Source organism: Cutibacterium sp. LaCa_89, assembly GCF_058177555.1.
The window spans coordinates 1908756-1926754 of the sequence record NZ_CP190889.1; the positions used below are offsets into that span (position 1 = coordinate 1908756).

A 17999-nucleotide genomic window follows, 5' to 3' on the forward strand; every position below is an offset into this window, starting at 1 on the left:
TCAGGCCTCCTTGGATGCGAGCTCGGCGGCCTTGCTGGCGGCCTCGTCCATGGTCGGGACCATGGTCACGAGCGGGTGGTTGAATTCCTCGAGAATCTTGCGGCCCTCGGCCACGTTGTTGCCGTCAAGACGGACGACGAGCGGCTTGGAGGCCTTCTCACCCAGCTTCTCGAGAGCGCCCTTGATTCCCAGCGCCACCTGGTCGCAGGCGGTGATGCCGCCGAAAACGTTGACGAAGACGGAACGGACCTGCTCGTCGCCCATGATGAGGTCAAGGCCGTTGGCCATGATCTCGGCCGAGGCGCCACCGCCGATGTCGAGGAAGTTGGCAGGCTTCGGGGATCCCGGGAACTCCTCGCCGGCGTAGGCGACGCAGTCCAGGGTACTCATGACGAGGCCGGCGCCGTTTCCGATGACGCCGACGTTGCCGTCGAGCTTGACGTAGTTGAGGCCGAGCTCACCGGCGCGCAGCTCCAGTGGGTCGGTGGTGGCGCGGTCCACCAGGGCTGCATGCTCGGGCTGACGGAAGGAGGCGTTGTTGTCGACGGTCATCTTGCCGTCGATGGCGAGGATGCGTCCGTCACCGGTCTTGATCATCGGGTTGACCTCGACGAGGGTGGCGTCCTCGTCCCGGTAGGTCTCCCACAGCTTGACGACAGCCGGGACGATGGCGTCCTGCTCCCCCTCGGGGAAGCCAGCCTCAGTAAGGATCTCATGAGCCTTAGCCTCGTCGATACCGTCGATCGGGTCGACCGGCACCTTGGCCAGGGCCTCGGGCCGCTCCTTGGCGAGGGTCTCGATGTCCATGCCACCCTCACGAGAGCACATCGCCAGGTAGCGACGCTCACCACGGTCGAGCAGGATCGAGAAGTAGTACTCCTCGGCAATGTCAGCTCCCTCGGCGATCATCACCTTGTGAACGGTGTGACCCTTGATGTCCATGCCCAGGATGGCCTTGGCGTGCTCGGCCGCCTCCTGAGGGGACTTGGCGATCTTCACGCCGCCAGCCTTGCCACGGCCACCCACCTTGACCTGCGCCTTGACGGCGACGACGGGGGTGCCGAGCTTCGCTGCGGCCTCGGACGCCTGCTCGGGAATCTCCGCGACGACGCCTCGAAGCACAGGCACACCGTGCTTCTCAAACAGGTCGCGGGCTTGGTATTCGTACAGGTCCACAATCTCTCCACTCTGCGAGTCGACCGGCCGTTGCCGGGCCGGGAACGGGGCTGACGGCAACCTGCCATCTCGAACAGAAGAATGTTCACAATGAGGTCGACGCGGTTGGTCGTTTGCCCACCGAGAACAGATTAACAACCCCGACGGTCCAGTGCCCACCCGGTGTCACGACGTCGAGCGATCCGACGTGGGAAAACTCCCGAGGCAGTGCTCACAGCTTCTCGAGCGGAGCGAACTTCAGCGCCAATCTCTTGAGACCAGCCGACCCAAAATCGACGTCAGCCTTGGCGTTCTCACCCTGACCAGAAGTGGCTTTGACGGTGCCGAGTCCGAAGGTGGAGTGCAGCACCTTGTCCCCCACGGACAACGAGAGGGACTTGCTCCTGGGAGCATTCGCGGGTCCCCGTCCGGACCCGAAGGCAGGGGTGCCGTCATTCAAGGATCCGCGTGCCGAGCGTGAGCGACCACTCGCGGAGGTCGACCATCCCACCGAGACCTGGCCGAGCCTCTCCCACTCGATGAGGCGCTCGGGAATCTCGTCGACGAATCGGCTCGGCGGGTTGTACTGGGCCTGCCCCCACATCGTCCGCACCGCGGCCCGGGACAGGAACAACCGATTGCGAGCACGGGTGATGCCCACATAGGCCAGCCGTCTCTCCTCCGCCAGTTCGGTGGCGTCTGCCAGCGACCTCATGTGGGGGAAGACGCCGTCCTCGAATCCAGTGATGAAGACGGTGTCGAACTCCAAGCCCTTGGCGGTGTGCAGGGTCATCAGGGTGACGACCCCGTCGGAACCGGTCGGTAACTGGTCCGAATCGGCGACCAGGGCGATCTGTTCAAGGAAGGCCGGCAGGGAGTCGTCGGCCGACAACTCGAGGTCCTCGACGTCGCCTTCCTCTGCGGCATCGATGTCGATGGCGTGGACCCTGGCCACGAATTCCTGGGCCACCGAGACCAGCTCGACGAGGTTCTCCAGCCGCGTCTCGTCCTGGGGGTCCTTGGAGTTCTCGAGCTCGGCGATGTAGCCGGATTCCTTGAGGATGGAGCTGGCGATCTCATCAGCTCGCCTGCCCTGCTCGACCATCGCGATGTGGTCCTCCATCAGGCTGACGAAGGTTCGGATCTGGTTGACCGATCTCGTTGCCAGTCCATTGATCTCGTCGATCCGCCTGAGGGCCTCCCAGAAGCTGATCCGTCGAGCAGTGGCGAACATCTCGATGGCGGCCTCGGCCCGCGCACCAATGCCGCGGCGTGGGGTGTTGAGGATGCGTCGCAGCGAGACGTCGTCGGAGGGGTTGGCGATAGCGCGCAGGTAACTCACCGCGTCGCGAACCTCCTTGCGCTCGTAGAACTTCACGCCTCCGACGACCCGGTACGGCAGACCGGTACGAATGAAGACATCCTCAAAAGCTCGCGACTGGGCGTTGGTGCGGTAGAACACCGCGACCTGTCCGTAACTGGTGCGCCCCTCGTCCACGAGCTCGTCGGTGCGTCGCGCCACCCAGGCCGCTTCGTCATGTTCGGTGTCAGCGACATATCCGACGATCTTGTCGCCGTCACCCTGATCGGTCCACAGATTCTTGGCCGGACGGTTCGGGTTGACCTTGATGAGATTGTTCGCGGCAGTGAGGATCGTCTGCGTGGAACGGTAATTCTGTTCCAACAGGATCGTCCGAGCGCCGGGAAAATCCTTCTCGAAATCAAGGATGTTACGAATCGTCGCGCCACGGAAAGCGTAAATCGACTGGTCCGAGTCACCCACGACCATGAGCTCGGGCGGATCGACGCTGCGCGCTCCGTCAGCCAATGGCACCGGATCATCCCCGCACAGCTCCCGGATGAACTGATACTGAGCAGTGTTGGTGTCCTGGTACTCATCGACGAGGACGTGGCGGAAACGGCGGCGGTACTGCTCACGCACGTCCGGGAACCGCCTCAACAGGGTGACGGTGCACATGATGAGGTCGTCGAAGTCCAGGGCGTTCGCAGCACGAAGGCGACGCTGGTACTCGACATAGACCTCAGCATTCGTTCGATCGTTTCCGCTACTGGCATTCTCGAGAGCCTGATCGGGAGTGATGAGCTCGTTCTTCTGGTTCGAGATCCAGTTCATGATCGCCCGTGGCTGGAACTTCTTCGGGTCCAGATTCTGATCGCGGGTCACCAGGGTGATAAGTCGTTTCGCGTCGGTGTCGTCATAAATGGAGAAATTGCGCGAGATGTCCAGACGATCAATGTCGGTCCGCAGCATTCTCACCGCAGCGGAATGGAAGGTCGACACCCACATCGGCTTGGCCCGGTTGCCCACCAGATCGACGACGCGCGCCTTCATCTCAGCCGCAGCCTTGTTGGTGAAGGTGATGGCCAGAATGGAACCGGGATGGACACCGCGCTCCCCCACTAGGTGCGCGAAACGACGGGTCAGGACACGGGTCTTGCCCGAACCAGCACCGGCCACCACGAGCACCGGCGACCCCGTGTGCAGCACCGCCTCACGCTGGGGCGGGTTGAGATGGTCCAGAAGCTCATGGACGTCGACCGCCCGCCCCATCCCGGTACGTGCCACATCCGCTGGCAGCGTCCCGGGCCCGGCTGAACCCTGGGACGGGCGAGACGCGAAGAAGGCAGACAGGTCGGGCTCAGTCATGGTCAGTAACTCTAATTGGTGTGGGGCATGACGTTGTCCTCATGCCCCACATCTTCCCGCAGCGCAACCGTGGATCGGGCGGACCGTCTGCCGCATGTCCCCATCCAGGACGCGTCAGAGAGTTACGACGCGATGCTCCTCCACGCTGCGCCTCGCGGCATCGGCCAGGACAAGTGCCTCGTAACCATCGCGTACCGATGGCGAGATGACACCGCCATCGACGATCGAGTCAAGGAAGGTCTCCAGCTCGATGCGGTAGGCATCCTCGTACCTTTCCAAGAAGAAATCCATGATCGCGGTCTTGGCATCGGTCTGGGTGCTGGTGGCCTTGCGTACTGCGGTCTCGGTAAGATTGTCTGCGCTGAGCATGCCATCGGCACCGAATGCCTCGATTCGCTGGTCGTAGCCGAAAGCGCAGGTCCGCGAGTTGATGATGGTGGCAAGCTTGCCCTCACGGGACTTGAGGGTGATGACCACCTGGTCGAGATCACCCTGTTCCGCGATCTGTGCAGACACATTGGTACCCACGGCATTGACTTCAGCGATGTCCCCGAGGAAGTGCCGCACCATGTCGAAGTCATGGATTGTCATGTCCTTGAAGATGCCCCCGGATCCGGCGATGTAGGAGACCGGCGGAGCAGCCGGATCTCGTGAGATGACGGTGAGCTGCTGGAGGTCACCGATCTCCCCCTCATCAAGGCGACTCTTCAAGGCGTGGAAGGTTGGGTCGAAACGACGGTTGAATCCCATCATCACCTGATCGGCGCGCTCCCCCAGCTGTTCGATGCACCTCCTTGCCGACTCGAGATCGAGTGCAATCGGCTTCTCACACATCACCCGCTTGCCAGCGCTGACGGCCTTGAGGATGTGGTCGACGTGGAACTTCGTCGGCGACCCGATGACGACTGCATCGATCATCGGGTCCGAGAACACGTCGTCCGGCTCCAAGCAGTAGCGCACATCGTACTCCTCGGCGAGGGCACGTGCGTTCTGCTCGAATGGGTCGCAGACAAGTGCCAAAGTGGCATCGGTACGTCCGGCGACGGCTCGAGCGTGGACGTGGCCAATACGTCCAGCCCCAATGATGGCGATCCTGATCATGCTGTGAACCCCTGTGTTCGACATAGCTGGCTCTCAGCCAGCACCTACAAGATACTGTTATGTTAGCACAAATATCGATCACACCAGCATGTCCCGCGGAGCAAAGAGGCCATTGTCACCCTTATTGACCGGACATATACTACTGTCATTGGCCTGACGCACAGAAGCTCAGACCCTCAACACACAAGGAGCACATCGATGAAGATTGCTGGAGCACCCATCAGCTGGGGTGTCTGCGAGGTCCCGGGCTGGGGCTATCAGATGACACCGGAGCGCGTTCTCACCGAGATGAGGCAGATCGGCCTCACCGCCACCGAGTTCGGCCCCCAGGGCTGGCTGCCCATCGAGGCCGAAGCCCGCGCCGCAGAGGTGAAGAAGTACAACCTCAAACCCGTCGGAGCCTTCTTCCTCGCCATCATGCACGATCCGGATTTCGACCCGATCCCCATGGTCAACAAGGAGCTCGACGCCTTCGAGGCCGCCGGCGGCGACTATCTCATCCTCGCCGCCGATTCCGGTCGTGACGGGTACGACGCACGCCCCGTCCTTGACGAAGCAGGTTGGAACACCCTGTTCAGCAATCTCGATCGCATCCGCGAGGTCTGCGCCAGCCGCAAGGTCACCGCCTGCCTCCACCCGCACTGGGGGACGATGGTCCAGAACTACGACGAGGTGGTCAGGGTACTCGACAACTCCTCGATCGGGCTGTGCCTGGACACTGGCCACCTGGCCTGCGGTGGCACCGACGTCGTCGAGTTGGTTCGCAAGTATGCAGATCGTGTCGACATCGTCCACGCCAAGGATGTCCACAAGGAGATGACCGACAAGCTCTTGCCAGGTGAGATCACCTGGTCCCAGGGCATCCGAGCCGGCATGTTCGCCCCCATCGGCGAGGGAGACATCGACTTCGCCGCGATCGTGACACTTCTCGACGAGGCCGGATTCGACGGCTACTACGTTCTGGAGCAGGACATCATGATCGACGGGGAACCCCCTGCTGGCGGTGGTCCGGTCCTCAATGCCAAGAAGTCCCACGAGGCTCTGGCATCGCTCGGACGATGAGCTCCTGATGCTGGCTCGCTCAGCCTGAATTACCGAATGGTGGCCCGCCCCTTTCAGGGGCGGGCCACCATCATCTCGAAGCTGTCGTCATCTCAAGGCAGGTGTCGGCCTTGGGACGATCAAGATCTCACAACGCCATGTCGATGACCCCTCGGCCCACCATCGAACCGTCATGGAGCATGGCGTAACCCTCATTCACCTCATCAAGGCTGAATGTCTTGTGGACCACCCTGTCGACGTCGATCACGCCACGAGCGGCCATGGAGACAACAGCTGGCAGATCCACCCGGGTACGTGCGCCATAAGACCCCAGGATCGACTGGCCACGCCGCACCGTCCGATTGATCTCCACACCAGCAGTCTGCACACCCGCGCTCAGCCCCACTGGCACCATACGTCCACCATCTGCGAGGGCATCCAGAGCTGTCTTCCAGGTGGCAGGAATACCCAGTGCCTCGAAGGACACCTCGACACCTCGGCCACCCGTGATCTCGAGGACTCTCTGCCTGACGTCTTCGGTCGTGGAATTGACGGTGTGGGTGGCGCCGAGCCCCCTGGCCTCCGCCAGCTTTTCCTCCTTGACGTCAATGGCGATGATCGGATCGGCACCCATCGCGCTGGCGAACTGCAGGATGTTCGATCCCACTCCGCCTGTGGCGACGACTGCCACTGACTCTCCGTATCGCAGGTCTGCGCCATGCCGGACCGCACCATAGGCAGTCATGGCCGCACACCCGAGGATCGCGGAGTTGACAGGATCGAGGCCGCTGGCCAATGGCGCAACAGCCGTCGCCGGGACGACGCAGTACTGCGCCAGGGCACCCATGGAGTACATCGACACCGGCTCACCGTCGGGAGTGAACAGACGGGTCTGCCCGTCGTAAAGGGTGCCGTGCAGTCGATTCATCTCGAAGAACGGGCCACACAGATCATCTCGTCCCCGACGACACGCCTCGCACTCGCCGCACGGCATGAGAAATCCGCCGGAGACGGGCTGTCCGACGTCGAGACCGGAATGACTCAACCCATCACCAAGTTCGGCAATGACACCACTGACCTCATGCCCCAGGACGGCTGGCACCGGGAAATCGATCGCTCCACCCAGGACGTGCAGGTCCGAGTGACACAGACCACAGGCAGTGACCTTGAGAAGAACCTCGCCATGACGGGGTCGAGGAACATTGAGGGTTTCGATGACGAGCGGCTCACCGGGCTTCCGCAGCACCGCGGCACGCATGGTTGTTGGTAGGGGGGCCATAGCCATACACTCCTTTGTCCTTACATTTAATTCCATTAAATCACGAACCTGCTGACCCGACAAGACCCCCGCGACAATCTCGAACCCATGACGATGAGTGGATCCCACATTTCACGAGCGAAAGAACATGAATCCCACATCTCCAAAAGAGATGCGATGGCACACCCAATTCTGAAAACAAGAATGGGGTGAGTGCATCCATGAATGCACTCACCCCATTTCAATGAGAGGAACGATCAGGAGTAGCGCTCCTCCATGTACGTCTCGATCTGTTCCAGGGACTTGTCGTGGGTCTCCGGCATGACCTTGAACAGGACCACGGCAATAACGAGGTTGAGAACACCGTAGATGGTGTACGTCAATCCGCCACCCAGACCAGCCATCATTGACGGGAAGGTGAACGTGATGATGGCATTGACCACCCACATGAAGAAGATGGCCGTGCCATTCATGATCCCACGAACATTTGCCGGGAACATCTCACCCATCATGGTCCACACCACCGTGCCGTTGGTGGACTGGACGATGAGCATGAACACCGCCATGAGGCCGAGGATGAGGAACGGGGCCCATGCTGGAGGAGCCGTCTTGTCGGCGATGTGTGGGGCAATGGTGAACTGGAATGTTGCCGCAATGGCGAGAAGGGTGACGCCCACGGCCGTGACGTCGAAAATGAGCAGGCTGCGCCGACTGAACTTGAGGATGAGCCACAGACCAGCAGCCGAACCAATGACGGACATGACACCATTGGCCACCTGCGCCGTGATCGACGCCGAAGTCGTCATGCCCGCGTACTCCAACACCTTGGGCGCGTAATACATGACGGTGTTAACACCCGTCGTCTGGTTGACAATCGCCAGGAAGATACCCACGAGCATGAGCTTTCGCAGCCACGGCGTCTTCCACACATGGGCGAAGGCATTGCCGTGGTACTTGTTCTCCAGCTCGCGCTGCTGGGAGACCAACATCTCCTCGACCTCGGCGTCCAGAGGCCCGTCCTTCTCGGGATCCCGCACTCGCTTGAGAGCCGCGATGGCGTCAGCCACACGTCCCTTGGCCAGGTACCAGCGAGCGGACTCCGGCATGAGACGGATACCGATCCACAGAGCGATGGCAGGAATGGAGCACAGCACGAGCATCCAACGCCACGCAGCACCGTTGCCGGACTGGATGACGAGGTTCTCCACGAATGTGCGGTACTGGGACTCGTCCAGAGGACCACCCTTGGATGCCTGGAGCGCGAGAATCTGATCCCAGGAGTAGCTACCGTTCGTGATCCCGAGACTGTCTGGGTTGTTGTTGGCCTTGACAGTCAGTTGCGGCCCACCATGAGCGGCATTGATGGCGGCATTCATGGAGAAGGCCAGAAGCTGACCGGTGACGATCATGAGCTGATCGATGGCCACGATCGACCCTCGAATCCGTTTTGGCGCCGTCTCGGCCAAGTACACCGGAACCGTGGCCGAGGCAGCACCCACTGCACACCCCAGCACGAACCGGAAGATGTACATCACTGCCACGTTTGGCGAGAATGTCGTTCCCAGGGCACCCAGCAAGAAGATGATCGCAAGGATCGTGATGTTGTGACGGCGACCCCATCGGTCCGACATGATGCCCCCGGTCACCGCTCCAATTGCGGCTCCTATGAGGAGCGTGCCGCCAATGGCACCCTCCTGGACAGGGGTGAGTGCCAGACCACCGGCCAGGTCGGGCATGTACATGTACGGGAGCGCTCCGGAAATGACACCCGTGTCGTAGCCGAAGAGCAGCGAGCCCAAGGTCGCCACGGCAGCGAGCGCACCGATTCCTCGATGCTTGCCAGATGGAGGGGTTTCCTCAACCATCTGACTGATGTCTTCTTTGATGTGTGAAGGTGTACTCATGTCACCCTTTCGGTCAGGGGCGGCTCTCGGCCCTCGATATCAACCGGTTGGTCCATTCCCACCGGTGGCCCGGCTCCGATGCCAAGCCTTCTCGGAGACACGCGATGACGCGGTCACTTGTCGAATGTGGTTCTTCCCGACACCGGCTCCACGTCGTGCCAGGCACGGTCGGCACAGGACGCGATGATCGCGTCGTTGATCTCCGCCGAGGCCCAACCGTCGGCAACGGATGGACCATACTGCTGTCCGTCCAGAACACCTCGGACGAACTTCGCAGCTTCGACGACCTTCATGTCGTCAAAGCCCATGGATGTCCCGGCTCCGGGCTGGAAGCGCAGGAACTCAGGATAATCAGGTCCTGCCATGCAGTTGATGTATCCCTGGAGAGCGCCATTGTCGCGTCCCAGACAGACCTGCAGGTGATTGAGGTCCTCGAAGTTCCATCGGATCGACCCCTCGGTCCCGTAGACCTCAATGATGTATTCCGCACGCGGTCCGACACTGACTCGACTGGACTCCAAGGTACACGTCACCCCATCCTCCATACGTGCCATGACAGCGCAGTAGTCCTCGTTGCCAACCGGCCCGAGTTCGTCGGAGACAACCCACCCGGTATGTCCGACACCTTCCTTGAGTGGCTTGGGACGTTGCCGGATGAATGTGTCGGAGATGGCCGAGACTTCGGTGATCCGCTTCTTGAGCAGGTACTGGACGAGGTCCTCGCCGTGACCCATGAGGTCGAGGATGACACCGGCACCGGCTCTCTGCCTGTCGTAGCGCCATGTGAGCGGTCCGCGGGGGTCCGAGGCATAGTCGGCGATGAGCCAAACCCTGGCGTTCGTCACCGTGCCGAGTCGACCGTCGGCGATGAGCTGGCGCGCGAACTCGACCGCGGGGGTGTGGCGGTAGTTGAACCCGACCGAGGTCACCAGCTCCTTGTCCTCAGCCGCCTCGGCGATCTGTCGGGACTGTGCTGCGCTGATCCCCATCGGCTTCTCGATCCAGAATGGTTTTCCCGCCTCTGCTGCCGCAAGAGCAATGTCACGGTGCAGGAAATTCGGTGCACAGATCGAGACGACATCAACCTCGGAGTTCTCGATCACGTCATGATAGTCATCGACCGCGGTGGAGAATCCCAGGCGATCCACAGCCTGTTGTCTGTTCTCCTCCAGCAGATCGCAACATGACACGAGTCGAACGCCTGCATCGATTTCTGGGAACTTCTCTGCGAGCGACTTGTAGGCGCGGGTGTGCAATCTGCCCATCCAACCCAGCGAGACAAGACCCACGCCAAGGGTTCGGTTACGTTTCATCATGACCCCCATGAATCACCATCGGCTTGGGTAGCCGAATGACATGTGCACCACCCCGTGCATATGTCCTGTCAAAAGGATAGCACGCCGAACACACATGTCCAGTGCCCCCGGCATTCAGTGTCACTCATCTCGAGCAAGCTCCCGTCATGATCACTCCGATACGGCAACAGGCCTGCATCGCACCATTCATCCCTTCCCGACAGCCACGCACGAAGAACGACCACTGCCTCGAAAACACCCATGAGCAGGGAACCTCGACAGCTGAGTGAACACAGTGGGGTGGAGCACGACATGCGCACTCCACCCCACTGCCATCAGCATCACGGACACGACTGCACGATCAACGGCGCCCGAGGCTGTTGTGCTCGGACCTCACTCGTCACGCTGGAACGACATGGTCGCCGCGTAGGTCTTCTCCGTTGGCCACCGCTCGGTGATGGCCTTGGCACGGGTGTAGAAGGTGACACCCTCGGGACCATGAATGTGGGTGTCACCCAGGAGCGACTCCTTCCACCCACCGAAGGAGTAGAACGCGACAGGGGTCGGGATCGGTACATTGACACCGACCATGCCCGCCTCCACATCGAGGGTGAAGCGACGGGCCACACCTCCGTCATTGGTGAAGATTGCCGAACCGTTGCCGAAGGGCTGGTCATTGACGATCTTGAGGGCTTCTTCGTAGGTGTCGGCGTGAACAATGGCGAGCACCGGACCGAAGACCTCCTCGGTGTAGACCGGGGCGTCCAGGGGAACATCGTCAAGGATGGTCGGTCCAAGGAAGTGACCATTCTCGTAACCGGGGACGGTGAGGCCACGACCGTCGAGGACGACCTTCGAGCCGCGCTCCTGCGCGTCATCAATGAGGCCGACGATACGGTTCTTGGCCTTGGCAGAGATGACCGGCCCCATCTCAACACCGTGACCCATGCCTTCGCCGACCTTGATGGCTTCGGCATGCTTCTTGACCTTCTCAGCCAGTTTCGGGCCACAACCTCCCACGGCGACGACCACGGGAAGAGCCATGCAACGCTCACCGGCGGCACCGAAGGCAGATGCGGAGATGTGCTGGGCAGCGAAGTCAAGATCGCTGTCGGGCATGACGATGGCATGGTTGTTCGCACCGCCGAGAGCCTGGACGCGCTTGCCATGGCTCACGCCGGTGTCTTGGACGATGTGAGCCACTGGGGTCGAACCAACGAAGGAGATGGCATCAATACCCGGGTGGACCAAGATGTCCTGGACACTGCGACGATCGCCCGAGAGCACGTTGAACACACCGTCGGGAAGTCCAGCCTCCTTGTACAGCTCTGCCGTGAGAAGCGATGCCGACGGTGTGGGTGAGGCCGGCTTGAGGATGAAGGCGTTTCCGGTCGCAATGGCCAGCGGATGCATCCACATCGGGACCATGGCCGGAAAGTTGAACGGGCAGATACCTGCGACGACACCGACCGGCTGGCGGGTGGTGTGGATGTCGACCCCGGTGGACACGTCGTGGGAGTACTCGCCCTTGAGAGCCACGTTGATGGCGGTCGCGAAGTCAAGGGTTTCCCGGCCACGCTGGATCTCACCGATGGCGTCGGAATAGTTCTTGCCATGCTCCTTGACGATGAGCCGTGCCATCTCGTCCTGATGATCGAGAACGAGCTGACGCATCCGGAACATGATGGCCACTCGTTTCGACAGCGAGTAGCTCGCCCACTCCTTCTGCGCCTCGCGTGCCACCTCGACGGTGTGGTCCAGATCCTCCTTGGACGCCTGCAGCAGTTCTGCGGTCACCTCACCAGTCGCAGGGTTCTCAACGGGAATCACACCCAGCGGGGATCCCTCGTAGTATTCACCGCCGACCCAGTGCTTGATGGTCTTCATGCTCGAGAACTCCTTCGTTGTCGATGGACGTCGGTGTTGGCCAGCTGTGTGACCAACATCTTCAGGATAGCCCATCAAGCGCTATTTGTACTAACAAATATCACCATTCAGACAGATCCCACTTCTTGTGCTGTCCGTCCGGAGGCATGTGCGCCAGTCAGGACAAGGGCTGGGCCTGCGACACCCTCCAACAGGTCGCCGTTGACGCACCCTTCAAAACCAGGAGGTGTGACCGGTGGGAGACCACAGTTCGACCCGACCCGGGGCCTCCGGCTGGCTCCACATCGTCGAGGGAGTCCCTCGGGAGTCAATGGGACTGCGTCAAGCTCACGACCGCAATCGGTGCAGGCTCACGGTCAATTGTGTTAACATGGGCTCCGGTGGGTGCCAGCCCACCCGCCCGAAGCACTCTTCGGGCGTGCACACGGCCGTGCCGAGCGCGGCCGTGCAGCCGTGTCTCGGCGTCCGAGAGGAAGTTAAGACACCGCACATGACCTACAGCCATGTCGAATCTGGAATCACCCTGAACCCCTTGGCCAGCGCGAGATCGGGCATGCAGCATCACGCAGTCACTCTGCTCCGTTTCATCCTGGCAGCACTGGTCCTCTTCGCCCTGGCAATCGCAGGGCTCGTCAGCGATGCTCCATACCTGACCATCGTCTCCGGCCTCTTGACCGCCACCGCGTCAATCGCGTTGAGCCTGATGCATTTCTTCGACAACGCCTGAACGCACTCGGCCCCAGTCCAGGTCGTGACGATCACGAGGTGACACGTGGTGCACGGACGGTGAGGGACCACAACACTGAGGGGATCCCCCGCCTGAGCGGGGATCCCCTCCACATGTCTCACGCCGTCAGTCGTTGCGGCACCGGCCTGCGAGCCAGTCAGAAGAACCTGCGCTGTGCGGCAACCTGTTCGACGTACTCGGCGTGGGCTCGCTGCGTCGACTCCAACCGCGACTGCGCAGGCACCGGGACGTCCCACCAACCCGAGGCAGGCGGGTTGGGTCCGTACAAGTCGGTCTCAATGTGGATCATCGTGGCACGATCAGATGCCTCGGCCTGGCGATATGCCTCCTTGAACTCGTCAATGGTGTGGACCTTCAAGACGTTCACCCCCCACGAACGAGCATTGGCCGCAATGTCGAGAGGCAGCAGGGCATCGTCCCCGACGACGTGTCCCTGACCACCGTCGTGCTGCCGATACTTCGTGCCGAATCGCTGAGATCCGTGGGACTCGGAGAGCGCACCGATCGATGCGAAACCATGGTTCTGGAGCAGCACGAGGATGACCTTCGCCCCCTCCTGGACGATCGTCGCCAACTCCATCGGGAGCATCTGGTAGGTGCCGTCACCCACGATGGCCACGACCTCGGAGTCCGGCCGTGCCATCTTGACGCCCAAGGCCGCCGGAATCTCATAACCCATACATGAGAACGCGTACTCGACGTGGTACTGCACGGGAGTGCTGGCGCGCCACAGACACTGCAGGTCACCAGGCATCGACCCTGCGGCATTGATGATCACGTCATCGTCACCCATGAGTTCATTGAGAGCCCCGAACACCTCGGTCTGCGCCGGCAATGGACCGTGGTCCAGGTGGTAGCACCGATCGGTCACCTTGGCCCAAGCATTGGCCTCCTTGACGGCGAGATCGCTCCATTCCTGGGGAACGTGGTAGTCCGCGAGCTCATCCGACAGCACCATCAGAGCCTCTCGAGCGTCTGCCAGCAGCATCTGGGCACCTTGTTTGGCTGCGTCGAAGGATCCCACATTGACATTGACGAAGTTCACGTCCGGGTTTCTGAAGGCTGTCTGCGAACCAGTGGTGAAATCGGAGTACCGGGTGCCGATACCGATGATGAGGTCGGCCTGGGCAGCCAACGCATTGGCCGAGTCGGAACCGGTCGCCCCAACACCGCCCACTGCACACGGATGATCCCAGTTGATGGCACCCTTTCCAGCCTGGGTGTCGGCGACCGGAATACCGGTGGCCGACGCGAAATCACGCAGTTCCTGGGATGCCTCGGAGTAGATCGTGCCTCCACCAGAGATGATGAGTGGGCGTCGTGCACCACGAATCGCCTCCACCGCCCGGGCGACGGCGGCACGGTCGGGGACCCTCCGGTCAATGTGCCAGACCTTCTTGGCGAAGAAGGACACCGGCCAGTCGTAGACCTCGGTCTGCACGTCCTCGGGCAGGCAGATGACAGCGGCGCCGGTGTCCACGGGGTCGGTGAGCACCCGCATCGCGCGCGGTAGTGACACCATGAGCTGATCCGGGCGATTCACCCGATCCCAGAACTTCGAGACGGAACGGAACGCATCATTGCATGACACGTCGGGATTGGTGGGGTCCTCCAACTGTTGCAGCACGGGATCGGGCGCACGGTTAGCGAAGATGTCCGCCGGAAAGAGCAGAACCGGCACCCGGTTGGTGGTGGCCAGGGCCGCACCAGTGACCATGTTGAGGGAGCCGGGACCGACGGACGCCGTGGCAGCCAATGCCTGCAACCGGTTGGTGGCACGGGCAAAGGCCGAGCAGGCGTGAACCATGCCTTGTTCGTTACGGCCCATCCAGTAGTCAAGATGCCCTTCCTCATCAACGGGATCCACCTCGTTCTGGAGGAGGGCCTGCCCCAGACCAGTGACGTTCCCATGACCAAAGATCCCGAAGACCCCAGGGATGAAGCGATGCTCGACTCCGTCACGCTCCGTGTACTGGTGCGTCAGGTACCGCACGATGGCTTGCCCGACGCTGAGCCTCACAGTCTGTTCAATCATCATCGCTCCTTCGTGTCGTCCACTGCCATCGGCAGACGGGGATCAATTCCCTGGTTCTCCCACGTCTGGCGGATCCACCCGTAGTGCGGGTCGTCGACTGACTTCCACTCGGCCTTCCCGGGCCCAGCCATGACGTTGAGGTAGTACAGGTCGTACCCGGGAGCAGCCGCACACGGCCCGTGCCAACCGTGCGGCACCAGGGCCACATCGCCATTGGCGATCATCTCTGCCACATGGATCGGGCGCTCGGGCGTCCCGTAGGTTCCATGGAAGGCCATTCCCGGACCGTGCTCGTCGCCACGGATCTCGAAATAGTAGATCTCCTCGAGCTCGCGCTCGACCTCCGACTCCTCGTCATGTTTGTGCGGAGGGTAGGACGACCAGTTGCCACCTGGGGTGAGAACCTCACAGGCCAGCAACCGGGACGTGCGCACCGGGTTGGCAACAGCATAGTTCACCACCTGTCGCGAGCAGTTGCCTGCCCCACGCAGCTCGACACGTACTTCTTCCGCCGGACAGTACCTGGGCTCGAGGTCCTCGTCGGCAAGGGCATGTGGCAGCGCCACTCGTCCATCGCCGAGCGCAGTGATGCTGATTGTGCTGTGACGGGGCACGAAGACGTAGTCAGTCACCTCACCCCAGATGGTGCTGCGCCCGGCAAGATCAGCGTGCACGTCACCGACCTGCACGGCGAACGCCCCTTCCAGAGGCAGGACCAGGTACTCATGGCCGTTGGTGTCCAGCTCGAGGGTCTCGCCCTCCGCGAGCTTCGCAACGGTGAGACCGGAGTATGTCCATCCAGCTCGCTCAGGGGTGACGTCAACGTCACAGGAACCCGAGCCCGTGCTCCCAGATCGAAGAACCAGTTCAGTCATGCTTGTGCTCCCAACAGTTGAACAGCGTTGTCAATGGCAGCTGCCACGTCTGAGTCCGGCGGGTAGAGGACAGAACGTCCCAGGACGAGTCCGCGGACGTTGCGTGGGGCGAGCGCCCTGGCCCAGCGACGCCGAGTCGACTCGGGGTCCTCACTCACCTCTCCCCCGAGCAGGAGGATGGGCAACGACGTGGCACACGCCACCTTCTCCATGTCATCGACCGCTGGCAGCTTGAGCCAGGTCCACGACGTATCTGCACCAAGCCCTGAAGCCATGGCCACCGACTTGACGACTGCGTCGGTCGAGAGGTCGTTGACGACCCTACCGTCGGCAGTACGGTGACAGATGAATGGCTCCACCATGGCGATTCGCCGCGCCCTGGCCAAGGCAGTCACGTTCTCAGCGCACGTCTGCACCGTCTGGACCGTTCCCGGATCGGACAGGTCGAACCTCAACAACATCTTGCCCCCGGCAAGGTCATCAGTGACGACGCCGTTGACGTCGTAGCCGGTCATCCGGTCATCGAGTTCGAAGGACGCACCAGCGAATCCACCTCGGTTCATGGATCCAAAGACGACCTTGCCGTCCAGCGCACCAAGGTTGGCCAGATCGGCGACCATGTCAGCGGTTCCCAAGAACCCATTGACCCCGGGACGTCCCAGGGCGGTGACGCACCGCTCGAGGAGTTGCTCCCGATCTGCCATGGCATCAAGCTGACCACCGGCGGCGAGCGCACCACGGGCGGGATGATCAGCTGCGACGATCATGAGCGGGTCGGTGGGAGACCACGTGGCCCGCGGACGTTGCCTGATCCGAGCCGCAAATCCCACCGCGTCGGAGAGTCGAAGATCCACCAGCTTGTCGATGAGTGGTGTACCTGTCATGACAGATGTTCCTCCTTGACGGCGACATCCGGATGGTCCGCCATCATCGCAAACAGTTCCGGCTCCGAGGGCATGGCGGTGGAGCACTCCAACCGAGTGGCCACCAAGGCACCCGCAGCCGACGCCGCCTGGATCGTCTCGGTCAGGCTCCATCCCTCCAGCAGACCATGACACAGGCTGCCACCGAAGGAATCCCCGGCTCCAAGCCCATTGGTGACATCGATCGGAGTGGGGGCGACCTCCACCCGCTCATCACGAGTCATGGCCAAGGTACCCTTGGGCCCCTGCTTGACGACGGCGAGCTGAACCCCAGCGTCCAGCAGTGCACGGGCGGCTCGATCGGGGTCCGTCTCACCCACGGCCACCTCGCACTCCTCGCGATTGCCAACCGCGACCGTCACCTGCGGCAGGATCTCCGAGACTGCCTCATGGGCCTCCTCCTTGGACTCCCAGAACATGGGACGGTAGTCCAGGTCGAGAATCGTGTGCTCCGTCCTGCCCCTGATCTCCAGGGCACGGCGATGTGCATCCCGGGAAGTCTGCTGACACAGACCAGTCACCGACAGCCACAGGACCCGAGCATTCTGCACAGCCTCCTCGGGTATGTCATCCGGAGTGATCCCCAGATCCGGAGCGGTGGGGCGTCGATAGAAGTACAGCGGGAAGTCGTCCGGCGGGAAGATCTCGCAAAATGTCACCGGGGTGGGAAGGTCGTCATCGACGAGCACGTAGTCGTCGTAGACGCCAAGCCGAGCCATCTCACGTCGGCAGAATCGGCCGAATGGATCGTTGCCCACTGCTGTGACCACAGCTGCGGAATGACGAAGCCTGGCTGCAGCAACGGCGACGTTGGTCGGGCTGCCACCAAGGAACTTGCCGAACGAGGTGACGTCCTCCAACCCCACTCCGTACTGCAGGGGATAGATGTCGACACCGATACGCCCCATCGTGAGCACATCGAGATCACGCCGACTGGATACCATGACCACTCCACTTCATCGAGGATGCCGGACGTCTCGCATCCTACCAGCCGAAGGCACTATGTCAATACAAATAAGATCGGCGTCCGATACGCCATCAGCAGGATGGGCAGCACATGGACCATCACATCCGTAGAATCGCCCAGGACGAACGTTCACAGCACCACC

13 protein-coding genes are annotated in these 17999 nt (G+C 61.7%); 2 read left to right on the forward strand and 11 right to left on the reverse strand.

Annotated features, from left to right (window positions below; genetic code table 11):
• The 3 genes from sucC to iolG all read right to left on the reverse strand — a co-directional run bounded on the left by sucC (position 1) and on the right by iolG (position 4924).
• A complete protein-coding gene (gene sucC / locus ACP8LP_RS08770; protein WP_063279533.1) occupies positions 1 to 1176 on the reverse strand; it encodes an ADP-forming succinate--CoA ligase subunit beta in 1176 nt (391 codons plus the stop codon).
• A gap of 211 nt (positions 1177 to 1387) precedes the next feature.
• Entirely contained in the window at positions 1388 to 3823 is a 2436-nt protein-coding gene (gene pcrA / locus ACP8LP_RS08775) for a DNA helicase PcrA (RefSeq protein ID WP_484483116.1), read from the reverse strand.
• A 114-nt stretch (positions 3824 to 3937) separates the two neighbouring features.
• Positions 3938 to 4924 carry an inositol 2-dehydrogenase gene (gene iolG, locus ACP8LP_RS08780; protein WP_016665986.1) on the reverse strand — a complete coding sequence of 329 codons (987 nt, stop codon included), beginning with the start codon at positions 4922 to 4924 and terminating at the stop codon, positions 3938 to 3940.
• A 198-nt stretch (positions 4925 to 5122) separates the two neighbouring features.
• On the opposite strand from iolG, the gene ACP8LP_RS08785 reads away from it, so the two are divergent.
• Complete coding sequence (locus tag ACP8LP_RS08785; RefSeq protein WP_016665987.1) at positions 5123 to 5986, forward strand: sugar phosphate isomerase/epimerase family protein; 864 nt, start codon at positions 5123 to 5125, stop codon at positions 5984 to 5986.
• A 127-nt stretch (positions 5987 to 6113) separates the two neighbouring features.
• On the opposite strand, the gene ACP8LP_RS08790 is transcribed toward ACP8LP_RS08785, so the two are convergent.
• The 4 genes from ACP8LP_RS08790 to ACP8LP_RS08805 form a co-directional block, all read right to left on the reverse strand.
• Positions 6114 to 7250 (reverse strand): zinc-binding dehydrogenase, encoded by a 1137-nt coding sequence (locus tag ACP8LP_RS08790; protein ID WP_147612066.1) that lies wholly within the window; start codon positions 7248 to 7250, stop codon positions 6114 to 6116.
• Between the two features lie 230 nt (positions 7251 to 7480).
• A complete protein-coding gene (locus ACP8LP_RS08795) occupies positions 7481 to 9088 on the reverse strand; it encodes an MFS transporter (RefSeq protein WP_036975443.1) in 1608 nt (535 codons plus the stop codon).
• 152 nt (positions 9089 to 9240) lie between these two features.
• The gene (locus ACP8LP_RS08800; RefSeq protein WP_065673822.1) at positions 9241 to 10452 is read right to left on the reverse strand and encodes a Gfo/Idh/MocA family protein; all 1212 of its coding nucleotides are present in this window, start codon (positions 10450 to 10452) and stop codon (positions 9241 to 9243) included.
• Between the two features lie 363 nt (positions 10453 to 10815).
• Positions 10816 to 12309 carry a CoA-acylating methylmalonate-semialdehyde dehydrogenase gene (locus ACP8LP_RS08805; RefSeq protein WP_016665991.1) on the reverse strand — a complete coding sequence of 498 codons (1494 nt, stop codon included), beginning with the start codon at positions 12307 to 12309 and terminating at the stop codon, positions 10816 to 10818.
• 490 nt (positions 12310 to 12799) lie between these two features.
• Between ACP8LP_RS08805 and ACP8LP_RS08810 the strand changes: the two genes are divergently transcribed.
• Positions 12800 to 13036, forward strand: a complete 237-nt coding sequence (locus ACP8LP_RS08810) for a hypothetical protein (protein ID WP_036975449.1) — start codon at positions 12800 to 12802, stop codon at positions 13034 to 13036.
• A 157-nt stretch (positions 13037 to 13193) separates the two neighbouring features.
• On the opposite strand, the gene iolD is transcribed toward ACP8LP_RS08810, so the two are convergent.
• From iolD to iolC, 4 genes are read right to left on the reverse strand one after another with little or no spacing between them, the layout of a single operon-like run.
• On the reverse strand, positions 13194 to 15092 hold the full coding sequence (gene iolD, locus ACP8LP_RS08815) for a 3D-(3,5/4)-trihydroxycyclohexane-1,2-dione acylhydrolase (decyclizing) (RefSeq protein ID WP_016665993.1): 1899 nt from the start codon (positions 15090 to 15092) through the stop codon (positions 13194 to 13196).
• Positions 15092 to 15967 carry a 5-deoxy-glucuronate isomerase gene (iolB, locus tag ACP8LP_RS08820; RefSeq protein ID WP_063279534.1) on the reverse strand — a complete coding sequence of 292 codons (876 nt, stop codon included), beginning with the start codon at positions 15965 to 15967 and terminating at the stop codon, positions 15092 to 15094. The genes iolD and iolB overlap by 1 nt, the downstream gene beginning before the upstream one ends.
• The gene (locus ACP8LP_RS08825) at positions 15964 to 16851 is read right to left on the reverse strand and encodes a Cgl0159 family (beta/alpha)8-fold protein (protein WP_016665995.1); all 888 of its coding nucleotides are present in this window, start codon (positions 16849 to 16851) and stop codon (positions 15964 to 15966) included. Before ACP8LP_RS08825 ends, iolB begins: the two co-directional genes overlap by 4 nt.
• Positions 16848 to 17834, reverse strand: a complete 987-nt coding sequence (gene iolC, locus ACP8LP_RS08830) for a 5-dehydro-2-deoxygluconokinase (RefSeq protein WP_016665996.1) — start codon at positions 17832 to 17834, stop codon at positions 16848 to 16850. The genes ACP8LP_RS08825 and iolC overlap by 4 nt, the downstream gene beginning before the upstream one ends.
• Between the last annotated feature and the right edge of the window lie 165 nt (positions 17835 to 17999).